The organism is Sulfurimonas sp. HSL-1716, from assembly GCF_039645975.1.
GTDB lineage: Bacteria > Campylobacterota > Campylobacteria > Campylobacterales > Sulfurimonadaceae > Hydrocurvibacter > Hydrocurvibacter sulfurireducens.
In genome coordinates this window covers 501,588-517,303 of the sequence record NZ_CP147918.1, presented here as the reverse complement: position 1 = coordinate 517,303, position 15,716 = coordinate 501,588, and the positions used below count along the sequence as shown (strand labels likewise).

The 15,716-nt window shown below is 42.4% G+C and carries 18 protein-coding genes; 8 read left to right on the top strand and 10 right to left on the bottom strand.

Translation table 11 applies throughout. The features are described from left to right. The first annotated feature begins 15 nt into the window (after positions 1-15). Entirely contained in the window at positions 16-549 is a 534-nt protein-coding gene (locus WCY03_RS02720; RefSeq protein WP_345993457.1) for a DUF819 family protein, read from the top strand. On the opposite strand, the gene WCY03_RS02715 is transcribed toward WCY03_RS02720, so the two are convergent. Both WCY03_RS02715 and WCY03_RS02710 read right to left on the bottom strand, forming a co-directional pair. Beyond that, positions 542-1,804: an arsenic transporter gene (locus tag WCY03_RS02715; RefSeq protein WP_345993456.1), complete on the bottom strand. Its 1,263-nt coding sequence runs from the start codon at positions 1,802-1,804 to the stop codon at positions 542-544. The two genes, WCY03_RS02720 and WCY03_RS02715, sit on opposite strands and share 8 nt — an antisense overlap. Continuing rightward, the gene (locus WCY03_RS02710; RefSeq protein ID WP_345993455.1) at positions 1,795-2,061 is read right to left on the bottom strand and encodes a hypothetical protein; all 267 of its coding nucleotides are present in this window, start codon (positions 2,059-2,061) and stop codon (positions 1,795-1,797) included. Before WCY03_RS02710 ends, WCY03_RS02715 begins: the two co-directional genes overlap by 10 nt. Positions 2,062-2,155: 94 nt before the next feature. Between WCY03_RS02710 and WCY03_RS02705 the strand changes: the two genes are divergently transcribed. Together WCY03_RS02705 and WCY03_RS02700 are read left to right on the top strand one after the other, a co-directional pair. Then, entirely contained in the window at positions 2,156-2,485 is a 330-nt protein-coding gene (locus tag WCY03_RS02705) for a metalloregulator ArsR/SmtB family transcription factor (protein WP_345993454.1), read from the top strand. Continuing rightward, complete coding sequence (locus WCY03_RS02700; RefSeq protein ID WP_345993453.1) at positions 2,482-3,345, top strand: YihY family inner membrane protein; 864 nt, start codon at positions 2,482-2,484, stop codon at positions 3,343-3,345. The genes WCY03_RS02705 and WCY03_RS02700 overlap by 4 nt, the downstream gene beginning before the upstream one ends. Here the strand turns inward: WCY03_RS02700 and WCY03_RS02695 are convergent. The 7 genes from WCY03_RS02695 to WCY03_RS02665 form a co-directional block, all read right to left on the bottom strand. Beyond that, a complete protein-coding gene (locus tag WCY03_RS02695; RefSeq protein ID WP_345993452.1) occupies positions 3,253-4,509 on the bottom strand; it encodes a ComEC/Rec2 family competence protein in 1,257 nt (418 codons plus the stop codon). The genes WCY03_RS02700 and WCY03_RS02695 overlap by 93 nt on opposite strands. A gap of 3 nt (positions 4,510-4,512) precedes the next feature. Then, positions 4,513-5,958: a replicative DNA helicase gene (locus WCY03_RS02690; protein WP_345993451.1), complete on the bottom strand. Its 1,446-nt coding sequence runs from the start codon at positions 5,956-5,958 to the stop codon at positions 4,513-4,515. Beyond that, on the bottom strand, positions 5,951-7,009 hold the full coding sequence (gene ispG / locus WCY03_RS02685; RefSeq protein WP_345993450.1) for a flavodoxin-dependent (E)-4-hydroxy-3-methylbut-2-enyl-diphosphate synthase: 1,059 nt from the start codon (positions 7,007-7,009) through the stop codon (positions 5,951-5,953). The genes WCY03_RS02690 and ispG overlap by 8 nt, the downstream gene beginning before the upstream one ends. A 48-nt stretch (positions 7,010-7,057) precedes the next feature. Next, a complete protein-coding gene (locus tag WCY03_RS02680) occupies positions 7,058-8,899 on the bottom strand; it encodes a primosomal protein N' (protein ID WP_345993449.1) in 1,842 nt (613 codons plus the stop codon). Positions 8,900-8,926: 27 nt separating this feature from the next. Then, positions 8,927-9,385: a type II secretion system protein gene (locus WCY03_RS02675; RefSeq protein WP_345993448.1), complete on the bottom strand. Its 459-nt coding sequence runs from the start codon at positions 9,383-9,385 to the stop codon at positions 8,927-8,929. Positions 9,386-9,401: 16 nt separating this feature from the next. Beyond that, the gene (locus WCY03_RS02670) at positions 9,402-9,869 is read right to left on the bottom strand and encodes a type II secretion system protein (protein ID WP_345993447.1); all 468 of its coding nucleotides are present in this window, start codon (positions 9,867-9,869) and stop codon (positions 9,402-9,404) included. 104 nt (positions 9,870-9,973) lie between these two features. After that, positions 9,974-10,450: a prepilin-type N-terminal cleavage/methylation domain-containing protein gene (locus tag WCY03_RS02665; protein WP_345993446.1), complete on the bottom strand. Its 477-nt coding sequence runs from the start codon at positions 10,448-10,450 to the stop codon at positions 9,974-9,976. Positions 10,451-10,627: 177 nt separating this feature from the next. On the opposite strand from WCY03_RS02665, the gene flgB reads away from it, so the two are divergent. Genes flgB through WCY03_RS02645 form a run of 4 tightly spaced genes read left to right on the top strand, consistent with a single transcriptional unit; the run spans position 10,628 to position 13,667 of the window. After that, on the top strand, positions 10,628-11,059 hold the full coding sequence (flgB, locus tag WCY03_RS02660; RefSeq protein ID WP_345993445.1) for a flagellar basal body rod protein FlgB: 432 nt from the start codon (positions 10,628-10,630) through the stop codon (positions 11,057-11,059). 10 nt (positions 11,060-11,069) lie between these two features. Continuing rightward, positions 11,070-11,564: a flagellar basal body rod protein FlgC gene (gene flgC / locus WCY03_RS02655; RefSeq protein WP_345993444.1), complete on the top strand. Its 495-nt coding sequence runs from the start codon at positions 11,070-11,072 to the stop codon at positions 11,562-11,564. A gap of 15 nt (positions 11,565-11,579) precedes the next feature. Further along, on the top strand, positions 11,580-11,882 hold the full coding sequence (gene fliE / locus WCY03_RS02650; protein WP_345993443.1) for a flagellar hook-basal body complex protein FliE: 303 nt from the start codon (positions 11,580-11,582) through the stop codon (positions 11,880-11,882). Between the two features lie 15 nt (positions 11,883-11,897). Continuing rightward, positions 11,898-13,667, top strand: a complete 1,770-nt coding sequence (locus WCY03_RS02645) for a penicillin-binding protein 2 (RefSeq protein WP_345993442.1) — start codon at positions 11,898-11,900, stop codon at positions 13,665-13,667. Here WCY03_RS02645 and panC read toward each other — a convergent pair. After that, positions 13,644-14,465, bottom strand: a complete 822-nt coding sequence (panC, locus tag WCY03_RS02640; protein ID WP_345993441.1) for a pantoate--beta-alanine ligase — start codon at positions 14,463-14,465, stop codon at positions 13,644-13,646. The genes WCY03_RS02645 and panC overlap by 24 nt on opposite strands. 53 nt (positions 14,466-14,518) lie before the next feature. On the opposite strand from panC, the gene prfB reads away from it, so the two are divergent. After that, on the top strand, positions 14,519-15,616 hold the full coding sequence (gene prfB, locus WCY03_RS02635) for a peptide chain release factor 2 (RefSeq protein ID WP_345993440.1): 1,098 nt from the start codon (positions 14,519-14,521) through the stop codon (positions 15,614-15,616). The last annotated feature ends 100 nt before the right edge of the window (positions 15,617-15,716 follow it).

The window sequence follows — 15,716 nt, the reverse complement described above, 5'->3', positions numbered from 1 at the left end:
TGCTACAATTTGCTTATGATAACATCACCCCTATTATATCTGTTAATCATTGCGGCTATCGGAACATTTTTTGGCTACTTGAAACAAAAAAGCCGTTTCAAAGTTTTTTCTTCGCATATTTATATCATACTCTTCATATTTATCGGCACATCTCTTTTATCGTATCTGGGAATCTTTGCAAATACGCAGGAGATAAAGAGCATCTATCATACACTAAAAAACAATCTGCTTCCCGCCATGATCTTTTTAACCTTTACGGATTTGGATCTTAAAAATCTGCTCAAAGGCTCCGGCATAGGCTGTTCTTGCAATATCGGCCCCAAACGCTACTGGTTTCTCTTGGCTCTTAGTTTTTTTGTCAGTTTGGCATCTCAATTTCTTAGCTTGCACACAATGCTTGCAGAGCCTTTTATAAGTGCCGTTGTCCTTTCCGCTTTTTTTGGAATACTGGCATCGTTTACTCCGTTAAAAAACATCAACGGCATCAAAGACATAGCCGCTACAATGCTCTATCTTTTAGCAGCACTCTTCGCATCACAGATCAGATAAGTCCCAAAAGCGCCGTGAAAAGTACGGGAGGAGTGATCACAAGACCTACTTTCATATACTCGCCCCAAGTGATCTTGACACCTTTTTTTGCCAGTACATGAAGCCACAACAGTGTGGCAAGCGAACCGATAGGCGTCATTTTCGGTCCTAAGTTCGAGCCTAGAATATTTGCATAAGCCAAGGCCTCGTTTCCTGCATATCCTACATGATTTATGGAGATATCCATCAGCATAATGGTCGGCATATTGTTCATGATCGAACTGATAAATGCCGACAAAAATCCCGTTGCGATAACGGCGATCGTATCTCCCTGTTTTATCAGTTCGGTTATCCATGAAGCGATGATATCCGTGATACCCGCATTTTTAAGTCCGTAGACAACCACGTAAAGTCCTATCGAAAACCAAACAACCTGCCAAGGCGCAGCTTTAATGGTCATAATGGGTTTAACCGCTTTGTAATGATTTGCTATAAGCAAAAACAGTATTGCTCCGCCAAGAGCAAAGAGCGAAACCGGCAGATGAAATCTGTCTCCCATGAAATATCCGGCCATCAAAAATGCAAGAAAGAACCAAGAAAGTTTAAACATCGTCATATTTTTTATGACCGAACGAGGCTCTGCCAAAGATGCGATGTCGATGCTTTTTGGAATATCTTTTCTGAAATAGATCCATAAAACCGCTATGGAAGCCATGATGCTAAGCAGATTCGGCAGGAACATATTTTTTGCATATTCGCTAAATCCTATATGAAAATATCCCGCCGTCACAATGTTGGTAAGATTGGAGATGACAAGCGGATTTGAAGCGCTGTCACCGATAAATCCGCCTGCCATCAAAAAGGCAAATACGGCTACGGGCTTCATCTTGAGATGCTTCATCTTTGCAAGCAGGATCGGAGTAAGGATGAGCGCCGCTCCGTCATTGGCAAAGAATGCCGCCACTACAGCTCCTAGAAGCAGGATGTAAACAAACATCAAGTGTCCGTTTCCTCCGCTGTAACGCGCCATCTTAAGTGCGGCGTATTCGAAAAAACCTATTTCGTCAAGCACCATGGAAAGGATAATAATGCCTATAAAAGCCAAAGTCGCGTCCCAAACGATGTTAGTCACGGTTAAAACATCATTAAAACTGACCACACCGAGCACTATGCTGATGAGTGCTCCGACAACCGCTGTCGTGCCTATCTGCAACCCCTTAGGCTGCCAGATGATAAAGATGAGCGTTATTAAAAAGATGCCGCCAGCTAACAGCATTTGTCGTTCATCACTTTTGATTTCAACAGAGCCTGTTCTATCTCCTCTTTTAAAATATCGCCGCTAAGCGTCAGGTTTACATCACCGTCTTTGCCCGAAACTTCCATATTTTTTATCTTTTTTTTCGTCTCATCGCTCATACAGTCGCATTTTCCAGTCTGGCAGTTTTGCACCATAGTCACTATATTTTCTTTTTTGACTTCACCCGTGAAAGAGATATTTACACCGTTTTTGAAGCTTTTTACTGTTTTTTGCATAGTGTGTCCTTTATATTCGTCATGTAAAACTATACCATCTTTTCATCAATAAATCAATATATCTTGATATTTAAAATCTGTGCTATAATTTTCTATGGAAATTTTTTTGACTACCGTATCGGCACTAAACGATGAAACGAGAGTAAAGCTTCTGCGCTTTATAGACGAGAACGGAGCGATGTGCGTCTGCGATCTGCAAGAGTCGTTTGAGATGATACAGTCCCGCCTCTCGCGTCATCTAAAAATACTTAAAGACGCAGGGTTTTTACGGGTCGACAGACGCGGAACCTGGGCATACTACTCTGTCAGATCCCCTTTGGACAGATTTAGAACGGAAGCTCTCAAAGAGATCAAGACACTGGATATAAAACTGCCTAAGTTCGTAAAATGCTCGTCGGAGGCTGAGGGATGCGCTATAAAATGAATAAAAAGACAAAAGACCTATTGCTGGAAGGAAAAGCGGTAATTCTCGGATTTATCGATAAAGAATTGACGCTCTTTGCGGCAAGCCTGAGCTTTTACACCATCTTTACCATCATCCCCCTTTTGATGATAGTGATGACTCTTATTACCTCCCTTCCAAGCTTCAGTGAACATTACGAGACCATAAAGAACTTTATCTTCTCAAATCTTATGCCCGTGAACTCACAGGCTATCATGGGCTATATCGATGGATTTTTGAAAAACTCGGTAAAGATGGGAGTGATCGGATTTGCGAGCGTCATCATCGCCTCCATGCTTTTTTTCCAAAACTTCGAATATATCGTAAACCGCATATTTCACGCGCAAAAAAGAACGGTATGGGAATCCGTGACGACGTATTGGACACTTATAACATTGACGCCAATTGCGTTAGGTGTTTCGTTTTATATCTCCGGAAAACTTGCCATGATCGTCGATGAAAGCATCTTGTCGGGTTGGATAAACATCATCAAGATATTTCCCTATCTCATCATCTGGGCGCTTTTTTTCCTTATCTATCAAATAGCCGCAAACATCAAAATAGAACCCAAAGCTTCGCTCATAGCCTCGTTTATCACATCGACTATCTTCTCTATCGCCAAATCTTCGTTCATCTACTACGTCGTCTACAACAAGACTTATGCAACGATGTACGGTTCTTTTGCGATGGTCATATTCCTGTTTTTTTGGATATACATCTCATGGATCATCTTCATCTATGGGATGAAACTATGCTACATTCTGCATCGCATATATCAGGAAAAGAAAACTGAAAACAGCCAAAGCGTAGAAAAAAAGCCTGTATCTGACAGCCAAAAATGACAAACCTATATGTATGTAAAAGAGTGTGGCACTCACATGCAGGGTTTGAAAACTTTCTCCAAGTGAGAGCAGTTTCAAAAGCCATCCGTCAAAGATCCCTCCAAAGCCCGCCATATGCATCAAGATGCTAAGCGGATAAAAAAGTGTGAACAGTGTCGTCCAGATGATCGAAAGCGGATGCAGCAGGGAAAATATCCCGAAGATATAAAGAGAAAACGGCAGCATGGACAAATAAACGAAAACGGGAAGCAGTAAAAAAATAGAGAGCTTTTTCATTCCTCCCAGATGGATCAAAAACAAAAATATATAAAACACGCCACTCACAGAAAGCCAAAATCCTATGGAAAGAAGCAGCTTCGGCATCAAGGCGACAAGCAGCAAAACACTCACAAAAAGTGTCTGCATCGAGAGCACTTTTAATCCTCTGTCATATAAAAAATACCCGACTGCAAGCATCGTGAAACTTCTAAGCAACGAAGGCGTAAAATCCAAGAACCAGACATAAAAAAACAAAAAGAAAGCAACTGCGGCAAACAGGTCCCGGCCTGCCGATCTGTAGGGAAAATATCTGTTTTGCAGCGGTTTATAAAAAAGCCCGAAGAAAAAAAACAAAACAGTACTCAAAACGCCCAGATGAAATCCGCTGATCGCCATGAGATGGCTTATCCCAAGTGATGAGAGTTTTTGACGGAGTTCTTTTTTCAGCGGCGAAGCGGTGTAGAGCGCCTTATATATCTCGGCGGCATCTTTATTTGAATGCTGTGCAGAGATCAAAGTGTTTAACCTTGTCTTAAAATCGTCCTCGTCCTCACCGTATAAAATCTTGCTTTTTGCATAAAAGCCTTTGAGATATCCTAAAAAATCAAGTTTGTTAAGAGAAAACTCCGCAGTTATTTTCTGTCCGGTCATATCGCCCAAAGAAAGTCTTTGCGAGGTATATACCAACGTATCGCCGCAGTCGAGTTTCAAGATATAGTAACTATGAGAACCTCTGCTTTTTTCATATTGGTTTACAACCTTGCAGGTAAGAGTCGCATTTTTTTGCGAAGAAAGTTTTTTGTATGAAAAATATTCGATTGAGAGCGAAAGTAAAAACAGCGTAAGAAAGAGAAGAAGGACATAAAGATAGCCGCGTCCGCTGAAAAGATCGGGACGCTCTATCATAACCTAAAGCGTGGGCATTGAGACAGAATCGCTGCTGACGCTGATCTCGGCCGATCTTGTATCTACGTTCTCATACACGGTTTCGATCCCTTTTGTATAATCCACAAAGCGTGTAAGTTTTTTCTGAAACATCAGCTTTACATGTCCGGTAGGCCCGTTACGCTGCTTACCGATAATGATCTCAGCTTCCTCCACCTCTTTTTCCTGATATGTCGCCTGAAACTCTTTTCCCTCGGCTTTAGCCGCTTTTTCACGCTCTTTTTCCTCTTTATAGAGATAGACGTCGTCACGATAGACAAAAAGGATGATATCTGCATCCTGCTCGATCGAGCCGGATTCGCGGATATCGCTGAGCATCGGACGTTTGTCGTTACGTGATTCAAGTCCGCGGTTGAGCTGAGAAAGCGCTATGATCGGTATACCGAGTTCACGGGCAAGCATTTTCAGACCGCGGGATATCTCGCTGACCTCCAAGTGGCGATCCTTGCCTCCCGTACCGCTCATGATCTGAAGGTAATCGATAACGGCGACCTCGATTTCCGGATGCTGATTTTTGAGCTTTCTCAGTTTTGAACGAAGCTGATTGATGTTCACAGAACCCTGATCGTCCACAAAAAGTTTTGCTCTGTTCATCTTGTCTATCGCATCGCTGAGCTTGCTCCATTCATCGTCGTTCAAATCACCCACGCGAAGCTTTTGTAAAAATATGGATGTCTGGATGCTCAGGAGTCTCAGCATCAGCTGTTCGGCAGGCATTTCAAGCGAGAAAAAGGCCACCCCTTTTCCGTCATGTATCAGCTTGTTTACGGTGTTAAGGACAAAAGAAGTTTTACCCATTGCAGGACGCGCCGCAATAATGACCAAATCGCCCTTGCCAAATCCCGTCGTCATTTTATTGAGTTCATTAAACCCGGTATCCACTCCCACAAGAGTAGAGTTACCGCGGGCTTTCATCTCTTTGATGTACTCCATCGTATCATACGTCACGGTCGGAGAATCTTTAAAATCGCTCGTTTGAGAATCCTGTGTTATCTCGTAAAGTTTTTTCTCTACCAGATTCACCACGTCATCGCTTGGCAGTTCCTCTTCAAGCGTTACACGTTTTATCTCCGTGGTAAGCGTCAAAAGATGGCGTTTTAAAGATTTGTCTTTTATCTCGTTCACATACGCTTTGATATTGGCGATCGGATTCGCCGAAAGAATATCGAGCATGATGCTCTCATCAAATTTTTTCTCTTTGGAAAGCTCTTTTTTTATAAACTCTTCATCTATGGGCTCATCCCTGCGCGTAAGCGAGACCATCGCTTTATAGATATCCTGATGTGCAGGCAGATAAAAATCGTCATGCTTGAGTAGGGATTCAAGCTCGTCGAACTGCTTGGGTTCGAAGATGATCGAACTTAAAATAGATTTTTCAAATGTCAGGTTATAAAGGTTGTTCTCAGTCATTGCTTGCCATCTTTTCAATTTCATTTATAAAACGTTCTACCAATTTGTCTTCATTCAGGTTTGCCACGACTTCGCCTTTTACCATCACAAGCCCTTTTCCTTTTCCGTAAGCGATAGCAACATCAGCATGCTGTGCTTCGCCTATGGCATTGACCACACAGCCCATAACCGATACGTTCAGAGGTGTTTTTATGTGTGCCGTTCTTTTTTCTATTTCGCTTACCGCACTTACCAGATCGGCTTCGATACGCCCGCACGTAGGGCAGGAGATGATATTGAGCCCCTCAGGTGCCGCACCGCTGTCTTTAAGGATGGCACGGCCGACCTTTATCTCCTCTTCCAGCTCTCCGGTTATGGAGACGCGCATCGTGTCGCCGATACCCTCGAGCAAAAGTGTCCCCAATCCTATGGCGCTTTTAATGGTCGCGTGAAATATGGTCCCGGCTTCTGTGACACCCAGATGAAACGGATAGTTGTTTTTCGGACGAAGCATCCTATACGCTTCGACCGTTCTTTGTACGTCGCTGGCTTTGAGCGAGATCTTTATATCATCGAATCCCATATCTTCCAAAAATTTGATGTTGTACTCGGCTGAGGCCACCATCGCTTCAGCTGTAGGACCGTACTTGTTGTCAAACTCTTTTTCAAGACTCCCTGCATTTACGCCTATGCGGATAGGAAGTTTTCTCTCCCGGCATGCTTTTACGACTTCGCGTACTTTGTCTTTTGAGCCTATATTCCCGGGATTGATACGGATACAGTCCACGACTTCCGCCGCCACTAAAGCCAATTTATGGTTAAAATGGATATCTGCGACAAGCGGCAAAGAGATGCGCTCTTTTATCGCTTTTAGCGCCAGGGCATCTTGCATATCAGGCACTGCCACACGGACGATATCACATCCTGCAAAATGCAGTCTGTTTATCTGCTCCACGGTCGCTTCGACATCTCTTGTGTTGGAATATGTCATAGACTGTACACTTATGGGCGCATCCCCGCCTACCGCAACATCTCCGACATAGATTTTTTTAGTCTCGTATCTTTTTATCATAAAGATATAATATCTCTTTTGGTCTAAAAAACTGCTTTGAAACCAACTTTATGCGAACTCGATGGGATCCATGTCGATTTGCGCCAGCTCGTTTTTACATCCTAAGACGGCTTTGATGATCTCGGTACTTTTTTGAGCGCGCAGAAGTATCATAAATCGATATTTTCCCGCTATCTTCTCGATGGCTGACGGGCCAAAGCCGACGATCTCCACTTCACTAAAAGATTTTAACCTTTCCGCCATGTCCAACATCTCGCTTTGGGCTTTCATTCCGTTTTTATGTGCAAAAAGTACGCGGCAGAGTTTTTTAAAAGGCGGATATACCCCGCGTCTGAACTCCAGCTCGTCTTTTAAAAACCTTTCATAATCATCTATGTAAGCTTCAAAGAACTCTCGGTTGAAAGTCTGCACTATGACCTTTGCTTCTTTTTTTCGCCCGCTTCGTCCCGCTATCTGAACAAGTGAGGAAAGAGCTTTTTCCCTTGCTCTGTAATCGCTCATGTTAAGCATATTGTCAAGTCCCAGAACAACGGCCAGCGTCACGTCATGATAGTCATGTCCCTTGCTTAACATCTGTGTCCCGACCAATACGTCTATCTCTTTGTCATTGAACCTTTTAAGTGTCTTTATGAGCTTGTTTTGCGTAGTGATCACATCTCTGTCAAACTGTTCTATATGCACGTTCTCTAGATTATCTTGAAGATGCTTGAGAGCCTCTGCCGTTCCGAGTCTGGCACTTTTTAAGGAGTGTTCTTTACACTCGGGACAGACCTGAGGGATCTGCGTCGCAAAACTGCAATAGTGGCATTTTAAGGTCTTGCTTTTTTGATGTACGCTCATTCCGACACTGCAGTACGGACACTGATATTTATGTCCGCAATCCGTACAGATAAGATATTTGAAGTTTGCCCTTGTCGGGATAAAGACGATGCTTTGTTCATTTTTTTGTTTGACTTTTCGTATCTCATCTTCTATACGCGGAGTTATAGCTTCTATCGAACTCTCATAAACATACTCCCGATCTGCTTTAAAATGCCCGCCCTTCAGCCTGAAAGAGGGAAATTTCGCATAACTGCCAAGAGACGGCGTAGCGCTTCCCAAAATCACTTTGGCTCCGATGTTTTGTCCCATATATATCGCCATGTCGCGCGCATTGTAGCGCGGTTTGCTGGATGATTTATAACTGTCGTCATGTTCCTCGTCTACCACTATGACGCCCACATCTTTCATGGGAGTAAAAAGTGCCGACCTCGCTCCCGCGACTATATCGACCTCTCCGCTGCGGATACGCTTTAATATCTTTTCTTTTGCTGTTTTTGTGATCTTCGAGTGCCACATCACCACGCGCTGCCCGAAATGCTCTTCAAGCCGGTGTTCCATCTGCGGCGTAAGCGAGATCTCTGGCATCAAAAATATCGCGCGCCTGCCCTCGCGGACGGCATCGCTAAAAAGCTTCATATATATCTCCGTCTTACCGCTTCCCGTATCACCAAAAAGAAGCGAGACATCTTTTGTTTTTATAAATGCAAGTGCTTCGTTTTGTTTTGCAGAAAGTTTTATCTCGTCATCGAAATCACTTTCAACACTCATACAGGAAAGTTTTCTATCAAAGGAAACAAATAAAGAGAATGCTTCTCCAAGAGAACAGAGATAATAATTGGACATAAATACCGCCAATTCCATCTGCTCTTTTGAAAAATAAAAATCGCTTATGCCGGATATATCAAGCGTATTAAATGAAGGCTTCTTTGTTTGAGAGATGATCACGGCATTTTTTTGTCTGCCGTTTAACAAAACCTCTACGAGCGTGTCGGCGGCTATATCTTCTTTGCTTTGATACGTAAGCGGCTGCAAAGGAGAGCCTAAGATAGAAAGTAAGTAGTAATTCATAAAAGAATTATACTTTAACCTAACTATTTATTTCGTTAGGTTGTCGCAGTATGTGCCGGCAGTACAGCTAAAAGTGCCGCTGGCGCTGTTGTATGTAAATGTATTTGTAGTACCCGCAACTTGAAAAGTATATGTGTTCGCCGCCGTTTTCATCCATCCGCCATCGGCATTTTTTGTCGTTATGCCGTATGTCAAAAGAGTGCTTCCCGCAGTGCCGTTGTTGTCAAAGAGAACGACTCCTTCTCCCGGCGCCGCCGCTTGATGGTCAAGTACGCTTATATAGGAACTGTCTCCCTTCATAAAGCGCTTCTGCCTCTCGGTAGATATCGCCGTACGTATCGAAGCGACGTCCGAACGCCCTTTTGCTATAATGGCATCGGTTCTCGTGGCGGTGAATTTTGGTATGGCGATGCCTGCGAGTATGGCAAGAACCACTATGACAAAAACCATCTCTATCATAGTAAACGCTGATCTTTTTTTATTCATATTTTCTCTCTTTATTTTATTGAACTACAGATGTTCCGCGTAAGGGTATAGCGTACATGGATACATTCAAACTATCTTGTAAATGTTTACATAATGCATTAGAAGAGCCTGCCGCTATCAAACTGACATTTAAATCTTCGTTAGTAGCGCTGCTCATTATTCCCAGACTTACACAATCAACACCGCCGACTTTAAATGTTGCTTTTTTATTTGCCGTATCTAAAGTCGCTTCACCTCTATCTACCATGCTTTTCACGGCATCCGACATTACAGAAAGGTCATTAGACACATTACCTTTTGCTACGGCATACAATGTTATGTCGGTAGTTGCAATACTTATATTCATCATTATTTGTGAAACTTTTGCATCATCGCGAGTAGCAGTGAACCTCGGTATCGCAACAGCTGCCAAGATACCTATAATGACAATAACAAAGATCAACTCTATCATTGTAAAAGCTGAGTGTTTGGTTGAAAATATCAAATTCTAAACTCCTCTCACTCACTAAGTTTAAAATCTCATATTTTTATTCTTTGCAATAATGTTTTAATTGAGAAGCAGGCTGAAAAACCGGCCTCTCAAGAATATTAATATACTACGCCTGTACTACCGAATGAATGTGTTTTCGAAGTTCCTGAAGCAGATAAATTGGATGTTTCCGTTGCCGTATATGAGCCGGCACACACTGCATCGGTACTTCCAAGCTCAGTCACCGTCACTACTCCGTTTGTAGTATTCAAATCAAAACTATAACAAGACGCTGTTGTACCATTTGTTAGAAAAGCTTGAGTTGTGTAAGGAGTTGTTGTAGTGATATAAGAAGTTGTACCTCCCGTATTAGTCAACGGTACATTTGTCATATCACCCCAATTTGTTCCCCACGTACCTTTTGATGTCCAGTAAGAACCAAGATCGGTTACAAGAGTAGCAACATTTGCAGCCATTTTTGAAACTTGCGCATCAGTACGAGTTGCTGCAAGTTTTGGAATAGCGACAGCCGCTAAAATACCTAAAATAACGATAACGAAGATCAATTCGATCATAGTAAAACCAGCTCTTTTCATAAAGAACTCCTTTTAAATAAAAAATTAGGATTACACCAGTAACCTTAATAACAATTATTCATCAGTTATTATTAATCCCTGCTTAAATTATATTTTTTAATACTTCACTCTTAAATACTCAATATATGGAATAATTATTGCTTGTTAACATTGACTAGAAAAAACAAAGGGTTTAAAATGAGTATTGAAATATCGCGAGCATATTCTTTAATGGAAAAGGCGTTGGATTACCGCTCTATGCGTCAAGATATGATAGCTTCTAACATCGCTAATGCAGATACTCCGTTTTACAAACCCCGCGACATAAGATTTGAAGACGCTCTTATACAAAAGAAAAAAGAGATATTTGCCGACAGATCAGGAACTCTGGCTATGGCAAAAACAGACGGGGCGCATCTGGACGCACAGCCTGAAGTCGACAATTCAAAAGCCACTCTTTTTTACAGAGACGGTCATATGGCCAGAAACGACGGGAACAGCGTTGATATAGACGTAGAGACAACGGAAATGAGTAAAAACTCGACTATGTATAACGCTCTTATTGCATCGATCAGAAAAGATGCGAATATCTTTAAAAGCGTTATCGACGCTTCGGGTAAATTAAGTTAGGAAATCGATCATGAGTAATTTTTTAAGCAGTTTTGACATCAGCGGTTACGGACTCTCTGCACAAAGGACGCGTGTAGACGTCATATCATCAAACATTGCCAATGCACAAACGACACGTACAGCAGAAGGCGGACCGTATCGCCGCAAAGAGGTCGTTTTCAAGGCTATAAATTTTAACGATGAGATAAATAAGGCTATAAACGGCGAAACGAATTCCGCAAGATACGAAGACCCGCTGGATGAAGGTCAAGTTGGTAATAAAGTAAATCCTGCTATAATGAGTGTAGTAGTTGACAAGATATCGCGCGACGATACGAAACCGAAGATGAAATATGACCCGACGCATCCCGATGCTGATGCAAACGGGTATGTGGCGTATCCAAATATTAATCCAGTTGTGGAAATGGCCGATTTAGTTGAAGCGACACGTTCGTATCAAGCTAATGTTGCCGCATTTGAAAGTGCGAAAAACATGGCAACAAGTGCTATTTCTCTTTTACAGTAAGGCAAGGAATAAATTATGGCAATCAATAATATCAACGGCCTCTCAACAGCCGATCTTTTAAATAAAAAGTCTTCTGTCTCACAAACACCCAATACGGGAGAAGCTTTTGCCGATAAACTGAAATCTGCCATGAACGAAGTGAACGATCTTCAAAAAGACAGCGAAAAAGCTATGAGCGACATAGCTACGGGGCAGGTAAAAGATCTTCATCAAGCGGCTCTTGCTATCGACAAGGCGGAGATAAGTATGAAACTGATGTTAGAGGTACGCAACAAAGCATTGAACGCATACAAAGAGATCAGCAGAACCCAAATGTAAGCAGTTCAGCTTTTCATGCAAAATATCTCAAACAGAACCAAATCAAATAAGATATTTCTTCTTTTTTCCATCATAGTTCTAGGTTTTGTCGTCTTTTTAAGCGTTATGCTTTTTACGGCGATAAATCCCAGAGATATCCCCTCCCTTTACACTTCCGACACGTCCAACGCCAAAAGAGGCAATATCATCAGTGCCGACGGCTTTCATATAGCAACAACGCAGAAGCTTTACAAGGCGATCGTCAATACCAACTATATCGATCCGAAAAAAATGGATCTCTTTATACAGCTGTTTAGCATATACAGCAATATCGATCCAAAAGAGATACAAAAACTTCTGTATAAAAAGAAAGGTGTCGTAGTGTTGAGCTACAACATCAATTCCAAACAGGCTCAATACTTAAAGAATCTTGCATTTGAGCTTAGACGCTACAAGGTGTTCGTCGAGATCGAAAACCCAAAAACGCATATACGCTCGATGCAGGGCCTCAATATCATAGAAAGCGGCGAAGCAAGGATCTATCCGTACGGAAATCTTTTGACTCCTGTTATCGGCTATCCTCACAAAATAGAAGATGACGGTTACACAAAGATACGCGGGGTCAAAGGCGTGGAAAAACGCTATGAAGACGAGCTCTCATCGAAACAGGACGCCAAACAGTTCGCGCCAAGAGACGTAAACAACTATATGATACTCAACAAAGACAGCTATACAAAGCCCGGCATCGACGGGTTGGACGTTAAACTGAACATTCCTGTGACGCTCCAGATAAAAGTCGAGAGAATTTTGGACAAAATGAAAAAAGAGCTTGACGCAAAACATATAATGGCCGTGATCATGTCCTCAAAAGACGGCAGAATACTGTCTCTGGCAAGCTCAAACAGATATCTTCCTCAAAATATATTAAAAAGCGACTATCCTTCACTGAACACCTGGGCTATTGAGTATGCTTTTGAACCCGGTTCGGTCATCAAGCCTCTGACCTTTACTCTGCTCTTGGAAAAAAAGCTGGTAAACCCCTATGATCTGGTAAACGGTCACAACGGAAAGTTCAAGATAGGCAGAAAAGTCATAACCGACGAGCATAAGTTCGATTGGCTTAGTGCGGAGAATGTTATCGTCTATTCATCCAATATCGGTATGGCACAGCTTGCGCAAAAGTTAAGCGGACTTGATTTTTATGAAGGACTGAGCCGGTTTGGACTTTCTCATAAAACAAATATAGACCTTTCATATGAAAAAGAGGGATCGATCCCGACATCTTCGCAGCTCGACGATGAAATATACAAAGCCACCGCATCATACGGGTACGGCATGAAAGTGACGCTTATACAGCTGATAAACGCCTACGACGCTTTTAATAATAACGGAAGAGAAGTGATACCGACCTTAGTCTCTTCACTTATAGACAAAGACGGAAAGGTCACAAAGATACCTATGGATACCAGTCATCAGGTTATAGATCCTGCAACTGCAGAAAGAATGAAGAAAATTCTCATTAAAACGGTACAGGAAGGAACAGGGAAAAAAGCCATTACACCGGGCATTGAAGTGGGAGGAAAGACAGGAACTGCTCATATAGTCGAAGAGGGGGAGTATGTCTATAAATACAACACATCCTTTTTGGGCTTTGCAAACGATGCCAGCCACAAATATACAATCGGTGTCGTGGTCGTACAACCGACAAACAATCATTTTGCAGCACAGACTGCCGTGCCGGTATTTAAAAAGATAGTCGATCTTTTAATCGATGAAAACTACCTAAAGCCAAATATTGTCAAGTAGTCTCGTAGTGCCCGATACCGCTTCGACCAGAATTATCGTATTGCCCGGTTCTACTCTTTGAAGGGGTTTAAACTCTCGATCGACCACAGCCACGTAAGATATCTCAAGCGGTGAAAGTATAGCTCTCATCTGCTCGATTATCCTGTCGCTCTCACATATACCCGACATGATCATGCTCGTAGCCTTCTTTAAAGATGCAGGGATCTTTAATGCTTCTTCCCTCTCTTGGGCGGAAAGATAATCGTTTCTGCTGCTCAGTGCCAATCCGAAAGCATCACGCATAGTATCGACAGGTACGATGTTCACGTCCATGAACATCTGCTTTGCCATCAGAGTTATCAAATTCAGCTGCTGTGCGTCTTTTTTACCGAAGTATGCGTTTGCGGGTCTGACGATGTTTAAAAGTTTCATGACAACGGTAAGTACCCCGCTAAAATGTCCCGGACGGGAGCTGCCCTCTAGGATATATCCTCTTACGTTAGGAGCACAGAGAGAAACTTCGTCTTTTTCATATATGTCGTTTGCATCGGGATAAAAGAGATAATCTACCCCCGCCAATTCACACACACGTTTATCGGCGTCCTGACGTCTTGGATATTTCTCAAGATCTTCCCCTTTTAAAAACTGCGTAGGATTGACGAATATAGAGACAACAACGATATCATTTTGCTCTTTTGCTTTTTTAATTAACGATATATGTCCGTTGTGGAGTGCTCCCATTGTCGGAACAAATCCTATACTGCCGTCTAAACTTCTTAACTCGTTTTTTAGCTCTGCGGGGGATTGAAAAACTCTCATTTTTAAGCCTCTGTGATATATAATCGCAATTATACAACATTAGGAAATCTTTTATGGATAATTACGAATATACAGAACTTTTAAAAACACTGCAGCTTAAGATGAAAAATATCGCGGGAGTCGTCGAGCCGGATAAGATAGAAGCCCGTCTCAAAGAGATCGAAGCCTTAGAGAACGATCAGGAGTTTTGGAACGACACGTCAAATGCGGCGGTTATTCAAAAAGAGAAAACCCAGTTGGAAAGAAAACTAAAAAAATACAAAGATGCTTTTGGAGCACTGAACGATGCCAAAGAGCTCTATGAGATGGCAAAAGACGAAAACGACGAAGATACGATGAATACGCTCTTTGAAGAAGCGGATAATCTGGAAAGCTATGTCCGTCAAATGGAGATAAGCGTCCTATTGAGCGGTGAGACCGATCCCAACAATGCTATAGTTTCCATTCACCCGGGAGCCGGAGGTACGGAATCTCAAGATTGGGCATCCATACTCCTTAGAATGTATAAAAGATGGGCAGAGAGACATGATTTTAAAGTCGAAACGCTCGATTATCAAGACGGTGAAGAAGCCGGTATAAAAGATGCCTCCATCCTGATATCCGGTGAGAACGCCTACGGCTACTTAAAGGTCGAAAACGGTATTCACAGGCTTGTCCGCATATCACCCTTTGACTCCAATGCAAAACGTCATACCTCTTTCACTTCGGTTATGGTGTCACCCGAGATCGATGATAATATAAACATCGTCATAGAAGACAAAGATATCCGCATCGACACGTATCGCGCATCCGGTGCAGGCGGACAGCACGTCAATAAAACGGAGTCGGCCATCCGCATTACCCATATTCCGACCAATATCATCGTCCAGTGTCAAAACGACAGAAGCCAGCATAAGAACAAAGCTACCGCAATGAAGATGCTTAAATCACGCCTTTACGAATATGAACTCGAACAGAAAAAGGCAAAAGAGGCGGGAATCGAAAAGAGCGAGATAGGATGGGGGCATCAGATACGTTCTTATGTTCTTCAACCCTATCAACAGGTAAAAGATACCAGAAGTAACGAAGCCTTCACAAATGTCACCGCTATTCTCGACGGTGATATAGATGCGATGATAGAAGGCGTACTTATCGCCCAAAACAGGTCTTGACCTGTTTCTTTAGAAAATAAGCAGTAGCGTTTTTACGAAGTAAAATATTTCTTCAGAAAATAGATCTTAATCTATTTCTTTGGAAAACCGCTCATAAGGC

What these genes read in the sequence shown, in the direction of transcription:
- WCY03_RS02705 (WP_345993454.1), top strand. Translation starts at nt 2,156, where the DNA reads ATGGAAATTTTTTTGACTACCGTATCGGCACTAAACGATGAAACGAGA.
- WCY03_RS02710 (WP_345993455.1), bottom strand. Translation starts at nt 2,061, where the DNA reads ATGCAAAAAACAGTAAAAAGCTTCAAAAACGGTGTAAATATCTCTTTC.
- WCY03_RS02675 (WP_345993448.1), bottom strand. Translation starts at nt 9,385, where the DNA reads ATGAATAAAAAAAGATCAGCGTTTACTATGATAGAGATGGTTTTTGTC.
- WCY03_RS02645 (WP_345993442.1), top strand. Translation starts at nt 11,898, where the DNA reads ATGCAAAATATCTCAAACAGAACCAAATCAAATAAGATATTTCTTCTT.
- WCY03_RS02695 (WP_345993452.1), bottom strand. Translation starts at nt 4,509, where the DNA reads ATGATAGAGCGTCCCGATCTTTTCAGCGGACGCGGCTATCTTTATGTC.
- WCY03_RS02720 (WP_345993457.1), top strand. Translation starts at nt 16, where the DNA reads ATGATAACATCACCCCTATTATATCTGTTAATCATTGCGGCTATCGGA.
- WCY03_RS02665 (WP_345993446.1), bottom strand. Translation starts at nt 10,450, where the DNA reads ATGAAAAGAGCTGGTTTTACTATGATCGAATTGATCTTCGTTATCGTT.
- flgB (WP_345993445.1), top strand. Translation starts at nt 10,628, where the DNA reads ATGAGTATTGAAATATCGCGAGCATATTCTTTAATGGAAAAGGCGTTG.
- fliE (WP_345993443.1), top strand. Translation starts at nt 11,580, where the DNA reads ATGGCAATCAATAATATCAACGGCCTCTCAACAGCCGATCTTTTAAAT.
- panC (WP_345993441.1), bottom strand. Translation starts at nt 14,465, where the DNA reads ATGAGAGTTTTTCAATCCCCCGCAGAGCTAAAAAACGAGTTAAGAAGT.
- WCY03_RS02690 (WP_345993451.1), bottom strand. Translation starts at nt 5,958, where the DNA reads ATGACTGAGAACAACCTTTATAACCTGACATTTGAAAAATCTATTTTA.
- WCY03_RS02700 (WP_345993453.1), top strand. Translation starts at nt 2,482, where the DNA reads ATGAATAAAAAGACAAAAGACCTATTGCTGGAAGGAAAAGCGGTAATT.
- ispG (WP_345993450.1), bottom strand. Translation starts at nt 7,009, where the DNA reads ATGATAAAAAGATACGAGACTAAAAAAATCTATGTCGGAGATGTTGCG.
- prfB (WP_345993440.1), top strand. Translation starts at nt 14,519, where the DNA reads ATGGATAATTACGAATATACAGAACTTTTAAAAACACTGCAGCTTAAG.
- WCY03_RS02715 (WP_345993456.1), bottom strand. Translation starts at nt 1,804, where the DNA reads ATGCTGTTAGCTGGCGGCATCTTTTTAATAACGCTCATCTTTATCATC.
- flgC (WP_345993444.1), top strand. Translation starts at nt 11,070, where the DNA reads ATGAGTAATTTTTTAAGCAGTTTTGACATCAGCGGTTACGGACTCTCT.
- WCY03_RS02680 (WP_345993449.1), bottom strand. Translation starts at nt 8,899, where the DNA reads ATGAATTACTACTTACTTTCTATCTTAGGCTCTCCTTTGCAGCCGCTT.